General features: G+C 42.0%; 16 protein-coding genes. 11 read left to right on the top strand and 5 right to left on the bottom strand.

Annotation, left to right across the window (positions count from 1 at the left end):
* The first annotated feature begins 48 nt into the window (after positions 1 to 48).
* The 10 genes from ASG14_RS13830 (at position 49) to ASG14_RS13785 (ending at position 15,324) form a co-directional block, all read left to right on the top strand.
* Complete coding sequence (locus tag ASG14_RS13830) at positions 49 to 3,393, top strand: SusC/RagA family TonB-linked outer membrane protein (protein ID WP_056871624.1); 3,345 nt, start codon at positions 49 to 51, stop codon at positions 3,391 to 3,393.
* 10 nt (positions 3,394 to 3,403) lie between these two features.
* Entirely contained in the window at positions 3,404 to 4,855 is a 1,452-nt protein-coding gene (locus ASG14_RS13825) for a RagB/SusD family nutrient uptake outer membrane protein (protein ID WP_056871623.1), read from the top strand.
* A gap of 10 nt (positions 4,856 to 4,865) precedes the next feature.
* Entirely contained in the window at positions 4,866 to 5,645 is a 780-nt protein-coding gene (locus tag ASG14_RS13820; protein WP_162238746.1) for a phytanoyl-CoA dioxygenase family protein, read from the top strand.
* A 10-nt stretch (positions 5,646 to 5,655) separates the two neighbouring features.
* Positions 5,656 to 6,582: a dihydrodipicolinate synthase family protein gene (locus ASG14_RS13815; protein WP_056871621.1), complete on the top strand. Its 927-nt coding sequence runs from the start codon at positions 5,656 to 5,658 to the stop codon at positions 6,580 to 6,582.
* Positions 6,583 to 6,603: 21 nt separating this feature from the next.
* A complete protein-coding gene (locus ASG14_RS13810) occupies positions 6,604 to 7,515 on the top strand; it encodes a dihydrodipicolinate synthase family protein (protein ID WP_056871620.1) in 912 nt (303 codons plus the stop codon).
* A gap of 38 nt (positions 7,516 to 7,553) precedes the next feature.
* On the top strand, positions 7,554 to 8,675 hold the full coding sequence (locus ASG14_RS13805) for a galactose oxidase (protein WP_200940344.1): 1,122 nt from the start codon (positions 7,554 to 7,556) through the stop codon (positions 8,673 to 8,675).
* A 17-nt stretch (positions 8,676 to 8,692) separates the two neighbouring features.
* Positions 8,693 to 9,919 (top strand): MFS transporter, encoded by a 1,227-nt coding sequence (locus tag ASG14_RS13800; protein ID WP_056871618.1) that lies wholly within the window; start codon positions 8,693 to 8,695, stop codon positions 9,917 to 9,919.
* Positions 9,920 to 9,921: 2 nt separating this feature from the next.
* Positions 9,922 to 10,872 (top strand): 6-bladed beta-propeller, encoded by a 951-nt coding sequence (locus tag ASG14_RS13795; protein WP_056871617.1) that lies wholly within the window; start codon positions 9,922 to 9,924, stop codon positions 10,870 to 10,872.
* A 646-nt stretch (positions 10,873 to 11,518) separates the two neighbouring features.
* Positions 11,519 to 14,932 (top strand): PAS domain S-box protein, encoded by a 3,414-nt coding sequence (locus tag ASG14_RS13790; protein WP_157274931.1) that lies wholly within the window; start codon positions 11,519 to 11,521, stop codon positions 14,930 to 14,932.
* On the top strand, positions 14,929 to 15,324 hold the full coding sequence (locus ASG14_RS13785; protein WP_056871615.1) for a response regulator: 396 nt from the start codon (positions 14,929 to 14,931) through the stop codon (positions 15,322 to 15,324). The genes ASG14_RS13790 and ASG14_RS13785 overlap by 4 nt, the downstream gene beginning before the upstream one ends.
* Before the next feature lie 364 nt (positions 15,325 to 15,688).
* Here the strand turns inward: ASG14_RS13785 and ASG14_RS13780 are convergent, their stop codons facing one another.
* A complete protein-coding gene (locus ASG14_RS13780) occupies positions 15,689 to 16,234 on the bottom strand; it encodes a M48 family metallopeptidase (RefSeq protein ID WP_056871614.1) in 546 nt (181 codons plus the stop codon).
* 119 nt (positions 16,235 to 16,353) lie between these two features.
* On the opposite strand from ASG14_RS13780, the gene ASG14_RS13775 reads away from it, so the two are divergent.
* Positions 16,354 to 17,376 carry an LLM class flavin-dependent oxidoreductase gene (locus tag ASG14_RS13775; RefSeq protein ID WP_056871613.1) on the top strand — a complete coding sequence of 341 codons (1,023 nt, stop codon included), beginning with the start codon at positions 16,354 to 16,356 and terminating at the stop codon, positions 17,374 to 17,376.
* 295 nt (positions 17,377 to 17,671) lie between these two features.
* On the opposite strand, the gene ASG14_RS13770 is transcribed toward ASG14_RS13775, so the two are convergent.
* From ASG14_RS13770 to ASG14_RS13750, 4 genes are all read right to left on the bottom strand, one after another.
* Positions 17,672 to 18,577 carry an NmrA family NAD(P)-binding protein gene (locus tag ASG14_RS13770; protein WP_056871612.1) on the bottom strand — a complete coding sequence of 302 codons (906 nt, stop codon included), beginning with the start codon at positions 18,575 to 18,577 and terminating at the stop codon, positions 17,672 to 17,674.
* 17 nt (positions 18,578 to 18,594) lie between these two features.
* Positions 18,595 to 19,524: an alpha/beta fold hydrolase gene (locus tag ASG14_RS13765; protein ID WP_056871611.1), complete on the bottom strand. Its 930-nt coding sequence runs from the start codon at positions 19,522 to 19,524 to the stop codon at positions 18,595 to 18,597.
* Positions 19,525 to 19,599: 75 nt separating this feature from the next.
* Entirely contained in the window at positions 19,600 to 20,169 is a 570-nt protein-coding gene (locus tag ASG14_RS13760; protein WP_056871610.1) for a Crp/Fnr family transcriptional regulator, read from the bottom strand.
* 1,102 nt (positions 20,170 to 21,271) lie between these two features.
* A complete protein-coding gene (locus ASG14_RS13750; protein WP_056871608.1) occupies positions 21,272 to 22,333 on the bottom strand; it encodes an oxygenase MpaB family protein in 1,062 nt (353 codons plus the stop codon).
* Positions 22,334 to 22,825: the final 492 nt, after the last annotated feature.

Raw genomic sequence — 22,825 nt, 5'->3', positions numbered from 1 at the left:
TTAAACATATCACTAATCAATATGTAGTACATAAATACAATAAAAACTATGAGAAAAATTTTATTTTTGTTCCTTACCGCTGCAATTAACCTCTGTGGCTTTCAGGGAATGGCGCAAACAAACGACCTTCAGGTATCGGGGGTCGTTTCGGATGCATTGAAAAAAGAAACCCTGCCGGGTGTTAGTGTCAAATTGAAGGGTACGACCATTGGTGCGGTAACGGATGTTGATGGAAAATATACGCTAAGAGTTCCCGCAAACTCAATCCTCATTTTTAGTTATGTTGGTTATATCGAGCAAGAACTAAAGGTTACGGAATCTGGTACAAAAAACGTACAGCTTAACTCAGATGCACAATCACTGACGGATGTTGTAATTGTTGGCTATGTACAACAATCGAGGGAAAAAACGACAGCGGCGGTTTCTAAATTAGATGCGAAGCAACTCATCAATACGGCTAACGCAAGTCCAATAGCAGCCATTCAAGGCAAGATTGCTGGCGTATCCATCCCGCTTTCAAATGGACAGCCCGGTTCTGCAGGAACAAACATTATTATCCGCGGTGGCTCGAAACTCAATGTTTATGGAACCGGAACTGGAAATTCTGGTGGTGATCCGGTGCAGAGCTCAGATGCTTCCAGTCCCCTTGTTATTGTTGACGGGGTTTTTAGAACCATGAAAGATATAAATCCTGATGACATTGAATCTTTACAAGTAATGAAAGATGCCGCTTCGACTGCAATCTATGGCGCCCGTGGGGCAAATGGTGTGATTGTAATTAAAACCAAAAGTGGCAAATTTGGCTCAAAAGCAAATATTACGTTTAATTACAGAACAAACTGGGAAACGCCTGCTCGCTTGTATGACTATCTGAGCGCGAAGGATTACCTGACCTTGGCGAGAACAACTGCAAAGAATACCAGTGATTTGATAGATAAAAATACCCTTTTGAATAATGGAGGCTTTTCTGCCGGTACCAAGGTATACACTGCAAAAGGCCAGTATGGAATCGCAACAAACCTGACTGCTTTATATGATAATATTGTTGCCGTTGAAGGTCAGGATTATGTTAACAATCTTTTATCTAAAGGATGGCAGGTAATGGACGACCCGATTAATCCTGGTACAAAGCTTTTATTTGCCGATAATAATTATCAGGATCAGCTATGGAATACAGGCATGACTAACAATTATAATTTCGCAATTGACGGCGGAAGCCAGGTTGCAACATATAACGTATCCTTAAACTACATTAACCAGGCCGGCACTTTCGTGGGAACGAACTATAAACGTTACAGTGCATTAGGTAACTTTGGTTTTAAGGCAAGCGATAATTTACAGATTAACGCAATGTTAAATTATCAAAATATATTGCCGAATTATGTAGAGGCATATACCAATGATTTGGTTCGTGCAACACGAATTACACCTTTAATCAGAATTTTTAAAGATGATGGGTCACCAACTACCGGTGAGAATCTGACAACAAGGAACCGTTTCCACACTTTAGCGTACGATAATACAAAAGCTTCAACTGAAAGAATAGTTTCAAGATTAGACGCCGATTGGACAATTATCAAAGGTCTTCATTTCAGACCTGCTGTTTCTTATCTGGTCAGTGATGATAAGTCCATTTTCTCGAGAAAGGCTTTTCCGGATCCAATTCAGTTTGCGACAACACGGTTAAAAACCGAAAGCGTAAACATGACCCGCCAGCTAATGATCGATCAAATCATTCAGTATGACTATACTTTGAAAGAAGATCATCATTTTACTGCATTAGCCGGTTTCAACTACACCAGAAATGATGGTAACTCAATTGATATTGGTTCGCAAAGAGGAACGAATGACTACATTACGACCATTAATGAGCCGTCTGTGACAACAGTTAACGGTATTACAGTTACTAATGTTACCAACTTTGGAACGCGCCTAAATCAGACAAAATCAGCTAGTTTTTTTGGTCAGTTAAGTTATGATTATCAAAGCAAGTATCTATTTAGTGGCGTATTGAGGAATGATGGTTTCTCAAACTTTGCACCTGAAAACAAATTTGCATTATTTCCATCAGCATCCGTTGGCTGGAATATTCATAGGGAAAAATTCTGGAATCCAAATGTTGTCAGTACATTAAAACTGCGTGGAAGCTGGGGCCAGGCCGGCTCGAGTGATCTTGATTTGACCGACACTTATGGCAGTTATACAGCAGCAGTTTATGCGCAGAATTCAGGTATTCAACGTGCTAATCTATCAAATCCTAATCTGCGTTGGGAAACCACTCAAACGACTGATGTGGCGGTTGAAGCTGGGTTTTTTAAAAACAGAGTCAATTTAACCGTAGACCTTTATGATAAATTAACAAAAGATCGAATCGATTCCAAGCCGCTTCCAGCAGAAGCTCCTTTCTCGAGTATAACATTTAACAACGGGACCATTCAAAACAAAGGAATTGAGATTGAACTACAGGCAAAAGTTTTAAGTATTGGCGCCTTTAGCTGGAATGCAAATTTCTCATTTGCTTACAATGCTCAAAAGGTAATCAGCTTACCAAATAATGGCCGGGTCAATAACAGACAGGGTGGTGGGGTAGTCGTGGACCCAAACACCGGAAAAGAAATTGAGGTTGGAGGTTATGCAGAGGGTGAGAGACCTTTTGGATATTATGCATGGAAAGTTGAAAAAGTATTTTCTACAGATGCTGAAGCTGCTGCATGGGGTAAAGTAGATCAAATTGCAACAGCCTCGGGTCTGACCGTAGGTAAAAAAGCAGGCGATTATAAGTTTGCAGATTTAAATAATGATAACATTATCGATAACCGCGATATGGTCTTTGTAGGTTACAAAACACCTAACAAAACAGGTGGCATGCAAAATACATTTACATATAAAAGCTTTTCGTTGAGGGTAAACATGGATTTTGCTTTAGGGCATGTAATTTCTGATGGCGCACTCGCCCGGTCTTTAGGCCAGGGTAGGGCCTATAATGAAGGAGCGCCGGTAGAGGCTTTAGGTGCTGATATTTGGCAAAAACCGGGAGATGTAGATAAAAAGTATGCGCGTTTTTCTTTTGGCGATGCTGATTTTGGCCAGAAAAATTATATCCGTCAGGGTGCTGCGACAGTGGGTACAGGTAGCGCATATGCTTCTGATGTAACTTCAATGATTACCAAAGGCGATTTTCTCGCCCTGCGTGAAATTTATTTGAGTTACGATTTGCCTAAAAACTTAATGTCGAAAATTGGTGCTACAGGTTTAAGTGTTTTTGCCAGCGCTACGAACGTCGGTTATCTAACCAGGTACAAAGGTTTAAATCCTGAATCATATACCGGCTTTGATCCGGGGGGGTATCCTCGACCAAGGCAATTTACTTTAGGTGCATCACTAAGATTTTAATTAAACAGTTATGAAAACGACAAAAAAATATACGCTGTTATCCATTATCCTTTTAATGGCTACCGGCTTCTCATCTTGCAAGAAATTACTGGAAGTTAATCCCCAATCTCAAATAACAGAACAGGTCTATTTCAAAAGCGAGGGTGATTTTCAGCCTTATGTGACCGGAAATTACACCTCAATTCGAGCCTTTGCAAATTCAATCACCTATGGTACGGAAAGAAGTGAAGAATTAATTAACGGAACAAATAGTCGGCTTACGACGGTTTGGTCTCAGATTCTGAGCCCTACAGTAGGTGCATTGAATTACAATGGTCAATACAGGGCGATTGGTAATTGCAATTTATTACTTAACAAAATTGATCAATTTTCTTTTTCAAGTGAGGCGCTAAAAAACCGTTTAAAGGCTGAAACACTTTGCCAAAGAGCGTATACATATTTCTATCTGGTGCGGATAATTGGTGATACTCCTTTAATGCTTGAAGCCATTACAGATGATACTGTTCCACTTTTACCAAGAGCGAAAGCAACTGAGGTGATGAAACAGGTTTTTGCGGATTTAGACCTTGCGATCAGCTTGTTTCCGGAAAAAACATATCTATCGAAATATAGATTTTCTTTTGGTGCGGCGCAAGCTTTAAAGGCTGAGGCAAAACTATGGAGTGCAAAAGTTTTGGCTGGGGGAGCAACAGATTTTAATGATGCACTAACTGCAGCTGCTGCCGTAGAAGCTTCTGGTGTATCCTTATTGCCAAATTTTAAAGATGTAACTACCACAAGGGCAAATGCTGAGGTAATCATGTCAGCGTATTACAATCGTGATGAAAATGGCGCAAACTATGGTTTAAATGCTTTACCGTTTTTGACTGCCATTTCAAATGCATCGAACCTGGATAGCATCGCATACGCGCTTACCTCTGTAAATGGCCAAGGCGGTTATCAGATCAGCAAAGAAAGTCGTTCGCTTTTTAGTGGCTTGGTTAATGATAAGCGGGTGCCATCAACTTTTATAATTGAAAGACAAGGTACAACTCAAAAAAGTGCCTGGATTACGAAATTACCGGGTACTAAGTATGCAGACGACCGGATTTCGGATAACGATGTAATTATGTTTCGACTTGCAGACATATTTATGATTGAGGCAGAGGCTTACGCCGGATTAAATAATTCAGCTCAAGCCATTACTTACCTAAACAAAGTTAGAAACAGGGCTGGAATTGGTAATTATGCAGGTGGGACAGATAAAACAGCATTAGAGCGGGCAATTTTCGATGAGCGTGGTCGTGAGTTCTTTTTCGAAAATAAGCGCTGGTACGATATTGTTCGTTTCCACTTCGGCGGCACTATAAATGCCTACACCTATGTTCCAAATTTAAGGGGTAAAACGGTTCCGCTTTTCTGGCCGCTTTCTACAACTGTTTTGGCTGCCAATGCAAATTTGGTTCAAACTCCTGGCTATTAATTTAAAGTTTATGCAAAGCGAAGATTTATTTAATTTCCAAAAACTAACCCCAGATCAGTTAAGCTTTTTCGAGGAAAATGGCTATCTGATAATTAAAGGTGTTTTAAAGCATGAGGGCTTAAAACAAATCCAGACCGAGTGCATGGAGGCATGGAGGAAGGAAAAGGAATCTTTTGATCCAAATAAAAGCTGGCTTCAAAATGCTTTACTGGTGAATATCCACCATCAGGCCCCTACAGTTAGAAAATATTATTTTGAAGGACCTTTAGTCGAAATTGCCTCAGCAATCATTGGGCCGAATGTAAAAGGCGCCACCTCTCAACTCACCTTTAAAATGAAAGGCAATACCAAACCATTTGGTTGGCATCAGGATAATGGTTATGGCGAGCTCGAACCCTATAATGCTTTAACGACTCTTACTGCCTTAGATGATACCGATCGGGGTAATGGTTGTTTGTGGTTAATTCCGGGAAGCCACAAAGCCGGACAAATCCGCGTGGAACAAAATGTGGACCAAAAGCAGAGCCAATCTGAAATCATTGTGAATGCAGATGATAAGCTAGCCATTCCGATGGAAATTAAAGCGGGCGATGGCTTAATATTTAACTGTTGGATGCTTCATAAATCAGATGGAAACATGTCGGAAAATCGAGATAGACGCATTTTATTTCTTCGTTATGCGGATGCAGACGCTGTTGAAGTTTATAATGATAGAAAGCCACGACTGGGAAAGCTGGTTAAAGGCAAAACGAAATTTGCAGAGGTTGAGGCTTTTGAGGCAGATCTTTAATCCAAGACTAATGAACAAATTGACTGCTGAAACCTTAAAGGGAAATTGGGCGACATTATTGTTGCCGATTAAGCCAGACGAATCGATAGATTTTGCTTTACTGGAAGATGAAATAGACAGCTTGATTGATGCAGGCGTTGATGGAATATATTCAAATGGAACGGCAGGTGAGTTTCATAATCAAACAGAGGCAGAATTTGATCAGATCAGTTTGCTTTTGGCAGAAAAATGCAACCAAACTTCTACACCTTTTCAAATTGGATGCAGTCACCCCGCTCCAATTATCTCTTTAGAAAGGTTGACAAGAATTGCCCATTTAAATCCTGACGCAGTACAATTGATTTTACCGGACTGGGTGATAACCAATGATGAGGAACAGATCAGTTTTTTAAAAAAAATGGAAAGTTATGCTCAGGGAATCCCTTTGGTGCTTTACAACCCACCCCATGCAAAATTAGAATTGAAGCCTAGGGATTACTTTAAGCTTAAAAATGAAGTTCCATCCCTAATTGGAATTAAAGTTTTAAGTAAAGATGAGCAGTGGGTAATGGAGATGAAAGCGTTTGCCAGTCACCTTGCCATTTTTGTCCCAGGTCACTTTCTTGCAAAAGGTGTTGAGTCCGGTGTAGCTTCCGGTGCATATTCCAATGTAGCCTGTATAAATCCGGTTGCTGCTCAAAAATGTTGGGAACTGACGCAGGGTAATCTCGAGGAAGCCCTGAGGATCGAAAATAACATCCTGAAATTTTTTGACCGCTGTATCGCTCCTTATCAAAAACGTGGGTATTCAAATCCGGCTTTAGATAAATTTCTAGCCGCGGTTGGGGGCTACATTAAAATCCCGACTAAATTAAGATGGCCATACAAATGGATTTCTGAGGATGAAGTTTTATCCGCCAGAAAAACGGCAAAACAATTAATACCCGAATTTTTTTAACTCAAAAAAAACACAGAAAATATGAAAATTAATGGCATAGTTGCTGCAACTTTCGCGGCTTATCACGCAGATGGATCGTTAAATTTGACTATAATCCCTCGATTGGTTGATAAGCTTATTGCCGACGGAGTTGCCGGGGTTTACATTTGCGGCACCAATGGTGAGGGACCAAATATGACTGTGGAAGAGCGGATGGCTATAGCTGAGGCTTACGTTAAAGCAGTAAAAAAAAGAATTTTAGTGCTTGTGCATGTTGGCCATACTTCCATTAAAGAATGCCAGAAATTAGCGGCGCATGCAGCTAGAATTGGCGCCGATGCATTTTCATCGGTAGCCGCTTTTTATTTTAAACCCACATCAGTGGAAAATCTTGTTGATTGTATGGCACAAATTGCTTCGGCAGCGCCAGAATTACCATTTTATTATTACCACATGCCAGCTTTAACTGGTGTAGGGATGGATATGGTAGATTTTTTAGCCAAAGGCGGGAAACGCATTCCAAACCTGGCTGGAATAAAGTATACGGCGAGTACACTTCACGAGCTTCAAGCTTGCCTGAATTATGAGAACGGAAGATTTGAAGTACTCTCTGGTTACGATGAAATGCTATTGAGTGCACTTGCTGTTGGCGCGGTTGGTGCAATCGGGAGCACATATACCTTTGCGGCACCCGTTTATCTGGAGATTATAAAATTGTTTAGAAATAGAGAAATTGATGCGGCTGCGGATTTACAGTCGAGGGTAGTCGATTTTATCAGGTGTATCATCAAACATCCATCTATTGCTGCACAAAGGGCAATTATGAAGATGCTTGGTTATGATCTTGGTGAAGCCCGTTTACCACTGGTGTCTTTGTCTTCAGATAAATTTATTGAACTTGAACGTGATTTAAAAACGGTTGGCTTTTTTGAGCTGCTTAAGCAATATAAGTAAAGCTCCTTCGAGTTCACAATGGCGCTTAAAATGTACCTATGAAATATTTTATTTACCTATTTTCTTTAACTCTTATGTTGAGCACTACTCCAGGGCACACTCAAATCAAGCCTAGACCGGCTCGTTTTAAATGGGATCAACTGCCCGCCTTGCCCGATCAATTTGGTTTCGCCGGTTCTTTTAGCGGTGTATCCGGTGGTGCATTAATCGTAGCTGGCGGTGCAAATTTCCCGGATGGTGGCGCACCGTGGACCGGATCAAAAAAGGTTTGGAGCGATAAAATTTTTGTTTTGGATCAGCCTAATGGCCGATGGAAGATTGTTGGCAGGCTGCCAAGTGCTTTAGGCTATGGGGTATCTATCAGTTCCAACAACCGATTAATTTGTATTGGAGGGAGTAATGAAAAGGGTCACTCTGCTGCGGTATTTTCTATTAATTACGATGGAGTATCAATAAGGTTAGAAAAGTTGCCAGATTTGCCAAAGCCGCTGGCAAATGCTACCGGAGCGATATCAGGCAAAATTATTTACCTGGCCGGTGGTTTATTTACTCCCGATGCAGAACAGACAGCGAATGTATTTTGGTCTTATGATGTATCTGGAAAAGGTGGTAAATGGAATAAGCTGGAAGCCTGGCCCGGCGCATCCAGAATGTTATCCGTTTCAGGCGTTGCAGGACAATCATTTTACCTCTTTAGCGGTACTGACCTTGTCAAAAATACTTCTGGCCAGTTGGAAAGGAAATACTTAAATGATGCGTTTTGCTTTACACCTGGAAAAGGCTGGAAAAAATTAGCTGATTTGCCGCACGCAGTTGTGGCAGGGCCAAGTCCAGCTTACACTTCAGAAGATAATACCTTATTGGTTTTTGGAGGTGATGATGGGAAACTAGCCCCAACTTCCTCGTCCTTAAAGGCCAAACATCCCGGTTTTTCTGATGAGATTTTGTCCTATAATCCTAATCATGATCAATGGATACAATGCGGTAAAATGCTGAAAAAAATCAATCCTGATGCGGACATTAATCCTAACGCCAGCATTTGGCCTGCGGTAACCAATTCTATGGTCATCTGGAAGGGTAATTTGGTTTTTCCTGGAGGCGAAGTAAGACCGGCAGTACGGACGCCAAGGGTAATTATAGCTTATCCTATCAAATATTAAACGACAAAATTTGTATCATGGTAAATGTAAAATCAGCAAAATCATATTATTCCTGGACTCTGGTTGCAATACTTTGGGTAGTTGCATTTTTAAACTATTTTGATCGGATAATGATCACTTCAATGAGAGATCCTATCGTAAAGGAGTTTGCATTATCTGATGCTCAGTTTGGTTTGTTAACATCCGTCTTTCTCTGGTCTTACGGTATTCTAAGCCCCTTTGGGGGATTTTTCGCTGATAAATACAGCCGTAGAAAAGTGATCATTTTCAGTGTGTCAATTTGGTCGGCCGTTACGCTTTGGACAGGCTTCACTTCATCTTTTAATGAAATGTTGGTTGCCCGCGTTTTTATGGGCTTAAGCGAAGCTTGCTATATTCCCGCGGCACTGGCGCTCATAACAGACTATCATAAAGGAAAAACCAGGTCGCTGGCTACGGGTTTACACATGAGCGGCCTTTACGCGGGCTTGGCCTTAGGGGGTTTGGGCGGCTATATTGCCGAATTGTGGGGCTGGAGATCAGGTTTCCATGTATTTGGCGTTTTTGGTATTCTATACTCGTTTCTACTCTTATATTATCTGAAGGATTTAAAGACAGCTGTGGTCGAAAAGTCAGTGAAAGAGCTACCGCCATTAAGTTTATCAGGGTCAGTGAAAGTTTTATTTAAAGAAAGATCGTTTCTTATCCTGATGTTTTATTTTAGTGTTTTAGGTACCGCGAACTGGTTAGTCTATGGCTGGTTACCAACTTTTTTGAAAGAACATTTTAATTTGAAACTCGGGGAAGCGGGGATTTCTGCAACAGGCTACATTCAAATCGGATCTTTCATCGGGGTAATTTTAGGGGGTTTTTTAGCCGATAAGTGGTTCCTTAAAAACAAAAAAAGCCGAGTTTATATGATTATCATAGGTTTTACGTTGGGTGCTCCGTTTTTGTTTCTCATGTCATCAACCAGCATCTTTGCAATAGCGATTATTGCTATGTTTATTTTCGGCATCGCCAGAGGGTTTAACGATGCCAACTTAATGCCTATACTGCGCCAAATTGCCGATAGCAGATACATTGCGACAGGTTATGGTTTTCTTAATTTTTTAAGCACCATAATCGGAGGTTTGATGGTTTACGTAGGTGGCGCTTTAAAGGATGCAAATATTGATTTATCGGTTATTTACCAGGTGTCAGCAGTTTTAATGTTAATTGCTACATGGTCGTTATTCGCTATTAAAATTAAAAGAGACACTTAGTTATGGGTATCATCCTTGGGCACAACGGCTATCAATATAAAGTAAATGAGCATTGGTTGCAAAATAACCGGGCTAATTATCCGGTAAATGACTGTCACGAAATGGTACAGGCTAGAAGCGGTCTGCTTTATCTGCTAACTAATGAAACCAAAAATAATATACTCATTTATAATCGAGATGGCGAAATTAAAGGCAGCTGGGGAAATGAGTTTCCGGGTGGACATGGGTTGAGTATTCACAACGAGAATGGGACGGAATTTTTGTACATTACAGATACCCTTAGGCATAAGGTTTTTAAAACCTCCCTGACAGGCAGAGTTATTTTTGAAATTGATTTTCCCAAGGAAATTGGTTTATACCAATCTGCTGATGAATTTAAGCCAACAGAAACATTAATTGCTACAAATGGGGATATTTATGTTACAGATGGATACGGACATCAGTTCGTAGTTCAATATAACGCGAAAGGCGAATATTTAAGGCATTGGGGCGGAAAAGGCCCAGGAAAAGAGCATTTTGATTGCGTGCATGGCATTGCTCTTGATAACCGCAAGAAGGGGCTATCTTCATTATTGATCACATCAAGAAATGAGAATTGCATTAAGCGGTTCAGTTTAGAAGGAGAGTATATCAATAAAATTAGTTTGCCTGGATCTTTTGTTTGCAGGCCCGTAGTATATCATAACAATATTTACGCGGCGGTTTTTCGTTCTGGAGACAATCAGAATTATGGCTCAGGATTTATTACCATCCTTGATGAGTATGACAAGGTTATTTCGTCTCCAGGGGCCAGTGAGCCGATTTACCACAATCATAGACTGTTGCCTCAAAAGCAACTTTCGAAAATCTTTATTCATCCGCATGATGTTTGCATCGACCAGGATGAAAATATTTACGTTCCGCAATGGAACTCTAATAGAACACATCCGATGATGCTATCCAGAATTAGCTGATTATAACTTTCGCCAAAGGAAAATTAGGATAATTCTGCCTGATGGAAAACTAGCCTGTGTTTTTAGGTCATGGTCCACAACGCAGATTTGTCCGTTTAAAGGGACTCATCCTTAGTATCTGGCTTTGTGCTTCTCACATGATATGATTCGAAATAAAACTGACTGACATAAATGCTCCTCGCTTAGTTAACGCTCGGTCTGAATAAACGGTCGTTGCCGAGATGCTCGGCAGCTGATTTATGCTCGACGACCTATGAGCCTCGGTACTGTCTGTGTCGCATTCGTTCTAAAGAATGTAAAAATGTCTGCACGCGGGTTCTTGTGTTGGCTGGACAATAACCTTAATTCAATACCCCCCCCACGGACATACCATTATCTGGATTGCGATGAACAGGAATAAGACAGTGCTCCAGGAGCAGCGTTTTGTCTGTTTGAACTGTCGAAATAAACATACTGTTCACCTTTCAAACTCATTTCGCTCATTAACGAATCAAAAGCGCTGGTTTTTGAACGAAAATCTGCATTGAGTTTTTTAAGCTTTACAGGGCCAGAAAATAAAACAAGCGTTCGCCTTCATATTCACTTTACGTATTTCTTTTTTTATGTAGATTACAGGTCGATAAAATCTATTTATCACAATTTAAATATGAGCTCAGAACTGATGCAAAATGATTATGTTGACACTCGTCTTGTATCAGCGCTGCTTAATAGCCAACAAGGTCCCGCCTGCATTATAAAAATTCAAGATGAACTGATTGGTATCCGTTACGCAAACGATGATTTCCTGAAACTTATTGGCATCGATTCAATCGGCCCTGGGGGGCTGTTGCCTGCAGACATTTATGACCCTGGTGTTCTGTCAGTGCTGATTGCAGATCTATTGCAGGCAGTCCAAACAAAAACACATAGAGAATCTTCAGTTATCTTGTGTTTGCAGGGACTATCATCGCAAACGATGCGCTTCGGGGCTAAATATAGTTACCTCTTTGGCAGCGAGGGTGTCTTTTACGTGCTACAATTGCTAATCCGCCCCAAAGCGCCCTCTGGCCTTGTAAATGACCACATACCATTCGCGGACGCTACCAGGAATGCATTTGCTGTAAAGCATTTATTCGAGAACGGAAAGCTTTTCAAGGCAATGGTGCATGATGGCTCGGACATTATAGCCATACTAGATGAAACGGCTAATTACCTTTATGTAAGCCCTTCATCCAAGTCCATTCTGGATTTAGAGCCAAATAGCTTCGTCGGAAGGAATGCTTTCGAATTCATCCATCCCCAGGACATTGAAAAAGCCAATCTAGAGTTTGCTGATGCCGCCGGGCAAAAGAAAGTATCGTTAACCCCGTTTCGTTTCCGGCATAATAACGGAACCTGGCGGTGGATTCAGACCATTATTACCGATCTACGGGGAACGCCTTCCATAGGCGGATTCGTCGCCAACTCCCGAGATGTCAGCGATATTTTACAGGCACAAAAAGCTTTAGAGGTTACTAACGAACGATACCGCTACGTCAGCAGGGCAACATCTGATGCAATATGGGATTACGACGTCGCCTCAAGTACACTGTTGTGGGGAGAGGGTTTCAAAAAAATGTTCGGCTATTCGGATGATACATTGCAGTCAGATATCATGAGCTGGCACAGCAGGATACACCCAGCTGATGCTCAGCGGGTGGAAGCCAAGCTGGAATCATTTCTGGCATCAGAGGAAACGAATTGGAGAGATGATTATAGATTTTTAAAAGCCGACGGAAATTATGCCCATGTCGTTGACAAGGGCTTTGTGATTCGTGATAACCAGGGCAGGCCGCAAAGGATGATTGGCGCCATGCAGGACATCACCCTGAGAAAAAAAGAGGAGGCACGTTTGAGGGTGCTGGAATCGGTTGTGACGAATACCATTGATGCTGTTATTATCGCCCAGATTCTGCCTCCAGGCGAGCAAAATATTGGAATTGTTTTTGTAAACAAAGCTTTTGAGCGCATGACGGGATACCGGTCCGGAGAAGTGGAAGGCCGAAATCCCTGGTTTCTTCAGGGCTCCGGTTCTGACCACTTGGAACTCGAAAAGTTGCTTGCGTGCATTGAAAGCAGTCAACCCTATCAGGGCACCAACATCAATTATAAAAAAAACGGTGACGAAATCTGGGTAAGTTATTCGGTTGCCCCGGTCGCGGACCCACAGGGGATTCACACCCACTGGGTGGCCATTCTTCGTGATGTGACTGAAAACAAGAACCGTGAAATCAAACAGCAACTACTATCCGATATCAACACCATATTCAATAAAGAGCAAGGTTTGCGTGACACCGTTGTGGCCATGTTGTCGAAAGTCTGTGAGTTCGGGAAGTTTGCATGTGCGGCCCTTTTTACCAACGATGATTTGAGTGATTCGCTCGAACTTTCTGCATGCCGTTTCCACAATGACGCCGAAGCGGGTAGCGGGCTTCACCGCGATGATGTTTTTATTAATAAACATTATGCGCAACAGATCAAAAACAACGGGAAACCCGGTCACTGGAAATTAGGCAATACCGGTGAAGAACTATTCAAGAAAGATATCAGGGGACTTTGTGGAATACCCCTTTACCGCCATGAAACGCTTATCGGCGTACTCTTACTGGGGACAACAAAAACCGCACCTTTAGACCTATCCGGCCTGCCTGAGGATTTAGGAAGTCATTTGGCTACAGAGCTTCATCGAAAAAAACTCGAACAAGATTTAGAACATATCTTCAAGCTGGCCCCCGATATTATAGCCATTACAGATTTTTCGGGTAACTTCAAGAAGCTAAACCCCGCTGCATCAGAGCTGCTTGGATATAGCATGGAAACCTTGCTTTCAAAGCCTTTCAGCGATTTTTTGCATCCAAACGAGAAACAGTTAAACATCAGCGAGCTTGAAAGCCTTCGACAAAGCGGTAAAAACTATTACATTGAGGAGCAGTATCTTACCCTCGACGGTAGGAGCAAGTGGCTAGCCTGGACATCTCACCCGATTCAGCGCGAAGGACTTATCTATTCTGTCGCCAAGGATATCACCGATAAAAAAGAGCTCGAGCAGCTTTTGCTGAATTCAAACAGCCTTGCCCGGATTGGAAGCTGGGAGCAGACTTTCCCAGAAAAAAAAGTGAGTTGGTCAATCATAACACGTGAGATTATGGATGCGGATTCGGGGTATCTTCCGACTGAAGATATGCCTCTTGGGGCATTCTATCCGCAGGAGACAATGGAGATGATGCAGAAACGCATCCTCGCTGCGAGAAATCAAGGTGTTCCCTGGGACGAAGTACTTCAGATAAAAACCAATTCCGGTCAACTCAAGTGGGTGAGAAGTATTGGAAGCAGCGAAATGGTCGAGGGTAAATGTTTGAGAATTTTTGGTAGCTTACAGGATATTGACCAGCAAATGCACGCGGAGTTTTCTGCAAGAGCAGCCAGAGCCGAGCTTGAAGAGTCGGAAAAAAGATACAGTGAACTCTTCCATTTGAGCCCGCTGCCAATGTGGGTATACGACTTTGAAACCCTCGATTTTGTTGATGTTAACCAAACCGCGATTGCCAGCTATGGTTACAGCAAAAAGGAATTTTTATCCATGAACATCAGAGCGATAAGACCTCCTGAGGAAATCCGCAAACTTGAAAAAGCAATGATTAAGACCCGCAAAAACGAAGCTTCCATATTCAGGGGAACCTTTAACCATACCAAAAAGAATGGCGAAATTATTCAGGTAGACATTAAAAGTAACACCATAATATACAAGGGAAGGAAGGCAAAAGTTATTATCGCAACCGACATTACGGAACGGCTCAGACAGTTCCAGGCAATAGAGTTGAGAAATAAGAGGCTTAGGGAAGTTGCCTGGATACAGTCACATAAAGTTAGGGCCCCGCTTGCCAAACTGATGGGGCTGGTGCAGCTCTTGTCAAGCAGAATGCCGCAAGCTCCTGCAACTGAAAAAATCCTTGATTATCTCAACACCTCGGCGCAAGAGCTTGATGCGGTCATCAGAGAAGTTGTAGTTAAATCCGAAGAGTTAGCTGAACCCGATTTATGAACAGAAAAATACTTATCATAGACGATGACCCAATTGTTCTGTTCCTTCATGAGACAATCTTGGACGACAGTGCAAAAGGTGCAGCTGTCCTAACCTTTGAAAGCGGAACCCTGGCGCAGGAATATATTATAAAACACAAAAGTGAAGAGCTGTTGTTGTTGCTTGATATTAATATGCCGGTGGTGAACGGCTGGCAACTTTTAGACTTTCTCTCTACTGTTAGCTTCCAATCAGAGATAGCCGTATTAATGGTTACTTCCTCCGTAAATGATTCAGATAAAGAAAAGGCGCTAAGCTATCCAATGGTTAATGGATTTCTGATCAAACCATTGACTCCGGAAGCATTACTTGCTTTGCTCGACAGTGACCGCCTAAGAAAATTTCTTGAATAATGATTTTCGCTTATCAATCTAAAACTGCGAACACCTGATCAGTATGGCGTTGATTAGGGGTTGGTAAATCATTAAGTACAATAAATGACCTTATCGTGGAGTAGAAGTAATTGGTTTGGGTAAGGTTGAAGCCAGGGCAAACTGACCGATATTTTAAGTAGCGTTCGTTCTACTTTATTTCCTCAGGATATTTTTTGCTTGTCTATTTGTTACCTAAACATGAGATTTGTAAACGCACCATTTGGATTACGTATGTTATCTAAACCGCAAATGTTTTCACCCATTCCCGATAAGTCGTTTGCAAGAATCTCCGATAATAATAATGGCTTGCAGAAGTGATTCAGAAGCCTGTTCCTGAATTTTTCTAATCGGGCGTCTGTCTTCTTACTTTTTTTGCTTTTGGCACTGGTGTTTTGGTTTGCTTCAATTTGCGCTTAGCTGGAGTTGATTTTACTGGTGTAGGCAGCTTCTGTTTTTTGTTTTTTACTGACGCTTTTTTCTTCCTTGCATTTTTAATGCGGTATTCAAGTAGATATAGCCTGGTCTGCCACTTGTCTATGGTCTGATCGTAACTTTTTGGTAGTCCGGTTGGTTCAAGCATGCCGAGGACCTGGGCGAGTTCGCGACTGCTGTCGGCCTTGGTTTGGTTGGTTTTCAGCCAATCCTGTTGTTTGGCTTCGGTCGCTTTTTGAAATTCAGATGTTGCTGTTTTTATGAGCTGTGCTTCCTGATCTTTTGTTTTGGTCTTTCGGTAAAGGATCATCTGCCTGTTCCATGCATGGGTGTTGGTGGGGTCGATGGCAACCGCTTTCTGATAAAGTTTAATGGCGTTTGGGGTATCGCCAGCGCGTTCGAGCATGATTGCTTCCTCGAAATGTTTTTTGGACTTTATCTTTTTTGCTTCGGACATTGATTTCTTTGGAACAATCCGGGCTGGGGATTGTTTGCCGGAATTGCCGGTCTATAATGACCCGGGAGTGACCGGCGGAGTTCTGCGGTATCCTAACTTTGATTGTAAATATTTGATAAATGAAGAAAATTGGATTTTTATCTTTCGGGCATTGGGCCGATCATCCTTCCTATCTTGCCAGAACGGCTAAAGATACTTTGTTACAGTCCATCGATCTGGCTGTTGCTGCAGAGGAGATTGGTTTGAATGGTGCCTACTTCAGGGTTCATCATTTTGCCAAGCAACTCGCTTCGCCGTTTCCACTGCTTGCAGCAATTGGGGCTAAGACCTCTAGCATCGAGATTGGAACCGGAATCATTGATATGCGATATGAAAACCCTTTGTATATGGTAGAAGATGCAGGGTCTGCTGACCTTATTTCCGGTGGCAGGTTGCAACTCGGTATCAGCCGCGGTTCTCCCGAGCAGGTGATTGAAGGGTGGAGACATTTTGGCTTTGCACCTGGTGAGGGAGAAAGTGATGCGGATATGGGAAGGCTTCACGCGATGGAGTTTTTGAAAAGGCTTGAGGGCAAGGGTTTTGCACAGCCCAATCCAAATCCAATGTTTCCAAATCCTCCGGGACTGCTTCGATTGGAACCTTATTCCGAAGGTCTCCGGGAGCGGATCTGGTGGGGGGCAGCCTCCAATGCTACGGCAATATGGGCCGCAGAGCAGGGCATGTATTTGCAGAGCTCAACTTTGAAGTTTGATGAAAACGGTAAGCCCTTCCATATCCAACAGGCCGAGCAAATCAGAATGTATAAGGATGCCTGGAAAAAATCGGGGCATTCGCGCGAGCCAAGGGTATCTGTCAGCCGTTCCATTTTTGCGCTGATGAACGATCAGGACAGGATGTATTTTGGAGGGCAGGGTAAAGGCTCGGACAGCTTTGGCTATATCGAACCTACCCAAAGAGCGGTATTTGGCAGGGGCTATGCGGCAGAACCTGATCAGCTGATTAAACAGTTGGCAGAAGACCAGGCTATACAGGAGGCGGATACAGTGCTGTTGACCATTCCAAATACCTTGGGGGTGGATTACAATATGCATGTGCTCTCGTCAATCCTCGAGCATGTAGCCCCGGGACTGGGATGGAGGTAGATGAATTCGGTTTTTTGAACTGGATAAAATATTTGATTCGTCCCAGCGCTGATGTAGCGCTATAGATATTTATGATTTATAATATCTGATTTCGTGTGGGTTGATAAATTAGTCCCATTGCACCGCACCATGTTGGTTTCATTATTTTACATTTTGAGATTTCGACTCGTCACTTTATTATCCGTTTACTGGCTGAGCACATCATGTTAGTTATCAACAGAAAGTGTAATGCAAGCTGAATTGACAAATTGAATTGCTCCCGGATTTTTGAGCCGGGAGCAATTAATACAGTCTTTTAGCCTGCCTGATTTATAAAAGTCCTGAGGTAATCAGCTGCTGAAGACCATTCTATTAGCTTGAAGGTTTGGTTATCCAGGGATGGGTGTTGAGTGGTAAACATCGAATACATGTACTGCGCCTGTTGCCATTTGGCATACAGTTCCATTTCTCCGGAGGGATTATCTTCCCGCTGTTTCCATATGAACTTCGCAAACTGGTCAAGCTCACTGATTTTATGAACAGTGAAATGTTCGTTTGTTATGGATTCGATAATTTGCGCTAAGCTGTTTGGGCTAACCTGAAAGCTTGCGATATGCAGATTCCGCGGCGTTTTTTCTTGAAGAGCGGTTTCTGCAGTGAAAGCTGCCGTGTTCTCCATCGTCGTGAAATCCAGCTTCCAATCAGCCTGTTCTCCCCAATAACCTATTGTCTTATTTTTTAAATCAAGAATAGGGGTATTGTATTTAAGAATATCGGCAAATGCACCATTAAAAACTGATGTTGCCGCTATGGTCTTTCCATCAATGTAAGCTTTAAACTTTCTCCGTAGATCGAAATTTCTATTTTCGCCAGGAACCAAGGGGTTATAATCCGTACAGAAATCAGATGGGATAAACCTTTTTACCCCACTCATAATGGCAGCATCCAGTAAGGCGCTTTGATGCTCAACGATTACTTCACCCAGGCCGGCCAGTGCGGATATAATGCAATCAGCGCCCCTGCAGGCCTCCGCAAGACTTTTGAGGTCACTGTATTGGGCGCTAACCGGCGCAATACCATTTCGGGTGAGAAAAGCAATCTTTTCAGGATCACTTTCAGGACGAACCAGTGCTTTTACAGCTGCGCCGCGTTCAGCCAGGGCCAGGCATATCATCGATCCCAAATGGCCTGTTGCCCCGGCAACCAAAATTGTTTTTTTCATTTCTTTTTAAGATAGCTTTATTTTTTTAAAAATTCGTTTACCGCCTCGATAACTGCCTTCGGATGCTCTTCAAACAAATAGTGTCCGCTTTCGGTCATTTCAGCCATAGCGAGGTTTTTACATACATAAGGCAAAGCCATTTTCATATAATTATAGCTTACATAACTTCCAATACCAAGTACTGGCATTAGCAAGGGCTCGTATGATTTAGCATCTTCGATATCAGTAGTAAAGCTTTGATACCAAGCATTGGAAGCCCTGATGCTTTCTTTGTCATTGTAGGCGGCGGCATAGATTTCTCGCTCAGTCTCGCTCATCAGGGATTCATCAATCATCACGTAATGGAAGAGCCAGTCAATCAGGAACCTGAAGCGACCTTCAAGAATCAGTTCAGGGAGGCCCTTTACCTGATTAAAACCCATCCACCAAGCATAGGGAAGGTTTGCATCCATTTTTTCTCCAAAAGTGCCGGCAGCAGGTAATAAAGACATATGCATCATGCCTTCACTGGGATGCATTCCATCTGCTATGATTAGTTTTTTTACGTACCGGGGAAAGTTAAACGCCAGACTCATTGCAACCATGCCACCAATGTCATGTCCGATTAGGTTAACCTGCTCAAGATTGAGCGTTTTTATGAGTTCTATGATGTCTGTTGCCATATTCTTCTTGTCGAAGCCAGATTCAGGTTTTTCTGAAGTCCCCATGCCCCTGATATCAACGATGAATACCGTGTGTGTTTTGGAAAGTTCCAGTGCCACATTGCGGTAGGAATACCAGGTTTGTGGCCAGCCGGGAAGGCATAGGAGGGGATCTCCTAAACCTCCCCTTACATAGTGAAGTCTGACTCCATTTACTTTTTCATAGTGGTTCGTAAAACCTGGAAAGTCTTCAATTAACTTTTCGTCGGAAAAGCAATGGTTAATAGCTGTTGAATTTTCTAGCATCTGGTCATGTTTTTTTTATGATCAAAGTTAACAGGAGCAGAGGCTGGTAAAACTACCAGTTGGTAGTAAATCTAGCTATCTTAATTTTGCCCGGATCCTGCTTAAGGCGTTGGGGGTAATTCCTAGAATAGAAGCGAGGTCTTTAACAGGGATTTTCATTAACAACTCGGGCACTTCTAAAAATCCGGCATAACGTTCTTCGGCAGACATCGTTTGGAAATTTAAAAGTTGGTCTACCATCCTTGCCGCTGTGGCTTCCCACACTTTACGCCCGAATTCTTCCCAGCCGGGAATGTGCGCATATAGAAAGTCCATGTCTTTTTTGTCGATAATCAGCAGTTGTGTTTCTTCTATCGCCTGAATGTTAAACCGGGTTGGCTTTTGCGGATTTAAACTGGAAATTTCAGTAAAGAATTCATTTTGAAAACATACCCAGGTTGTATTTTCCTTATTATTTAATTCATAATAGAACCGCAGACCACCGCTTATAATGAAAAAGTATTGGTTGGCAATCTGGCCGGTTTTCAGTACGAGCCTGCCTTTGCGTATTGATTTGAACCTGCACCGGGAGCGTATAAGATCGAGCTCATGCTGTTCTATGGAAACAATTCTTTTTATGAAAGAGACGAATTCATGGGTCTGCATTTATTTCAAAAGGTTTACAGCAATGAATGGTTTGCTAAGGAAAGTGTACATGTTCAGGAATATGATGGCAAAAATATGAAACAAAATGTTTAACAGGAGAAATACTTTTAAGTCATAGTTGCATCATCCTTATTTTTTTTGGGTAAATTGCAAGATGCTTATCTTAAGATGATCCCTGGGAGAGCGAAATTATGCTTTAACGCTGGTAGATAACAATGCGTATGTTTAATTTGAACTGCTGTTAAATATTTACCTTATCTCTCTAATATTTCGTTTTGGAGTAGATTCCAATGCGGTATTTTTCAGTTGATTTTCAGCGCTCGGTAATGAAGCAGATTTCAGCTCAACAAATCTCTATTTCATCTTACGGCCCGGGCTTTAAGCATCCGCAGTCCTTTAGCAGGGTTATTCAGGACTAAAACAGGAAGCGCTCCGTTAAAATTCGGAGCTTCGTTTAATTAGGATAATCCTGACGCAACTTCCTAATTATCTTTATTTCATAGTTGATAATAATCGAATACATAAGATTATAGTTTATCAGACTGATATTGTTGCTAACGTTTTCAAAAAAAAGAATCGCTCCATTCGATATATGATGATTGTCATTTCAAACAAAAGCAACGTTAATGACTTGCATAACAATCATTTTGCGGGTAATTGTTTGTCCAAAAAATCAATAGATGCCGCAGATGCCAGGCGTATAATTTCAAGTTTTCCTTTACTCATCTTCGCTTGCTCTGCGACTGCCGACCATTTCCCAACTACTCTGGAAATCTGGGCTGCGATTTCGCTTGCATGTTTTGCGCCTATACCGTCCGGGGGTAACTAAAGGGATTTCCTGTAACGCTTCTTGATATACATTTAGCATAACGGCTCATAAACGCCAACAGCCGGCCGATGCTGTCCAGCTGATAAGAAGCTTCAGGTGTCTTTCCATCATACTTGCCGAATCGAATCGCTGGGATTTATGAACTGAATTTTCAGGCTTTTTGAGTAAAAACCAGTAAAATACTTGAGCGATATTTACCTTTCTTTCAAATTCGTCAACATTGTACTTGATGCCGGATAATCTGAGAAGATTTCATGTTATTGGCTCATTGGGTTAAAGTAGGTTCTTCTGCCGAAGTTCCCTATTCTGTTTTTTAAAGGCGCTGTAAGCCTTATAATAAAGATGACTGCTATCGCCCTCTCTGCTAAAGCTTTCGAAAAATTTCATCGCTCTTAGAAGGGTTAGCTTATATCTGGGTAGTTCTGGTCCGGGGACTTTGAGCATGTCTGCAACTTCGTTACCCAGTAGATGCCGCATTAAACCAAGGATATCATTGCTACTCACTTTGCGTCTGTTTACTTTTAAAATGTGCTCTATAAGTGATTTTGTAAGTTCCTGCCCATGGGTAGAACTCCGAAACTGGCGCTTTTTAATTGCCAGATCGAGTTGTATAGCCATCTTCCCGTTTTCGGGCAACAAGTCTTCGTCCAATCCACTCAAATAGCCCACCACCTTCCAGAGGTGCAGAAATGCTATCTGTTGTGGGTTACTTATCTGGACACCCAGTTTACGCAGACCTCGAACTACGATTAAGGAAAAGGAAAGGTTTGTGCCGGCCATATCTTCCTGGTTAATTGGGATGCCGAGCTTTTCATCCCAGGTTCCACTTTGGAGCGTATAAAAGCGGACAGCCGCATGGACCAGGCGTATACGCAGAATATCGCTAAAAGCGCTCCCCCCTTTAAAGAAAGCCTCAGGCGCCATCACATCCCAAACAAAAACCGCAGTATCATATAGGCGTTTTGTGGTTTGATTTCTTATCTTTTCTGATAGATACAAAACCATCGCTCCATCGGCAGCGGTGTAACAGTAGGGGAGCGATAATAAACCGAGTAAGGTCATAATATCCTGCGCGTGCTGAGCAAAAAAGGCCTGACCTGCGCTGATTAATTTTTTATCGGCCCATACCGGTAAATCTCCAGCACCGGCGAGAAAACCACAGCCTGGGAACATGGCATCTAAATCGGCTGCATTTGCCTTTCCTTCGAGCCAATGCCTTAACTGGTGTTTTCTCTCCTGGTCGGCGAAGACATATTTTATGAATGCATCAGCCGCGGGGTCGCCAGTTTGCCGTTTTAAATTTAAAAAATCGTCGTTATAGATTCCCACTGCCATTATTTAATCAATTCAGACTTCTGTTTGTGCCGATAATTTCATCATCGTCTGCCAAGAGAAAAGAAACTGAGTCGATGAGGTCAAAGCTTTCAATCCTCCGCAATTTTAGAAGCCTCTCGGGGCCTTGAACAATTCTGCAGAAGTTGCTTTTTGAATCGCCGCTCAGTTTAACGTTGTATAAGTATTTATTTTTCTAAAATTTACTTGATAGAATTTTAGTTAAATTAATACAAAATTGTATCAAAATAGTTTTACCGGTGGGAACAGATACTTTTGGTAGCTGTGTTCTATAATTTTTAGTAGAGGAAAGTTTGGTGCGATATTACTCTTGGAAAAGGGGATACATCGAAAACGTAAATATTGCTTTGCTTTTTGAAGTAATCCAATGCAGACAACAACGAGTTAAGATATCTGCCGTTTTGGATTAAATTGCATTTGCAAAACCAGAGGACTAAAGAACTCACGTCCTAAATATTCAAAATTTTTGTTGCT

The sequence above is a fragment of the Pedobacter sp. Leaf194 genome, from assembly GCF_001423945.1.
Taxonomy (GTDB): domain Bacteria; phylum Bacteroidota; class Bacteroidia; order Sphingobacteriales; family Sphingobacteriaceae; genus Pedobacter.
This window is presented reverse-complemented; position numbering and strand designations above follow the sequence as displayed.

What these genes read in the sequence shown, in the direction of transcription:
- ASG14_RS13830 (WP_056871624.1), top strand. Translation starts at nt 49, where the DNA reads ATGAGAAAAATTTTATTTTTGTTCCTTACCGCTGCAATTAACCTCTGT.
- ASG14_RS13825 (WP_056871623.1), top strand. Translation starts at nt 3,404, where the DNA reads ATGAAAACGACAAAAAAATATACGCTGTTATCCATTATCCTTTTAATG.
- ASG14_RS13820 (WP_162238746.1), top strand. Translation starts at nt 4,866, where the DNA reads ATGCAAAGCGAAGATTTATTTAATTTCCAAAAACTAACCCCAGATCAG.
- ASG14_RS13815 (WP_056871621.1), top strand. Translation starts at nt 5,656, where the DNA reads ATGAACAAATTGACTGCTGAAACCTTAAAGGGAAATTGGGCGACATTA.
- ASG14_RS13810 (WP_056871620.1), top strand. Translation starts at nt 6,604, where the DNA reads ATGAAAATTAATGGCATAGTTGCTGCAACTTTCGCGGCTTATCACGCA.
- ASG14_RS13805 (WP_200940344.1), top strand. Translation starts at nt 7,554, where the DNA reads ATGAAATATTTTATTTACCTATTTTCTTTAACTCTTATGTTGAGCACT.
- ASG14_RS13800 (WP_056871618.1), top strand. Translation starts at nt 8,693, where the DNA reads ATGGTAAATGTAAAATCAGCAAAATCATATTATTCCTGGACTCTGGTT.
- ASG14_RS13795 (WP_056871617.1), top strand. Translation starts at nt 9,922, where the DNA reads ATGGGTATCATCCTTGGGCACAACGGCTATCAATATAAAGTAAATGAG.
- ASG14_RS13790 (WP_157274931.1), top strand. Translation starts at nt 11,519, where the DNA reads ATGAGCTCAGAACTGATGCAAAATGATTATGTTGACACTCGTCTTGTA.
- ASG14_RS13785 (WP_056871615.1), top strand. Translation starts at nt 14,929, where the DNA reads ATGAACAGAAAAATACTTATCATAGACGATGACCCAATTGTTCTGTTC.
- ASG14_RS13780 (WP_056871614.1), bottom strand. Translation starts at nt 16,234, where the DNA reads ATGTCCGAAGCAAAAAAGATAAAGTCCAAAAAACATTTCGAGGAAGCA.
- ASG14_RS13775 (WP_056871613.1), top strand. Translation starts at nt 16,354, where the DNA reads ATGAAGAAAATTGGATTTTTATCTTTCGGGCATTGGGCCGATCATCCT.
- ASG14_RS13770 (WP_056871612.1), bottom strand. Translation starts at nt 18,577, where the DNA reads ATGAAAAAAACAATTTTGGTTGCCGGGGCAACAGGCCATTTGGGATCG.
- ASG14_RS13765 (WP_056871611.1), bottom strand. Translation starts at nt 19,524, where the DNA reads ATGCTAGAAAATTCAACAGCTATTAACCATTGCTTTTCCGACGAAAAG.
- ASG14_RS13760 (WP_056871610.1), bottom strand. Translation starts at nt 20,169, where the DNA reads ATGCAGACCCATGAATTCGTCTCTTTCATAAAAAGAATTGTTTCCATA.
- ASG14_RS13750 (WP_056871608.1), bottom strand. Translation starts at nt 22,333, where the DNA reads ATGGCAGTGGGAATCTATAACGACGATTTTTTAAATTTAAAACGGCAA.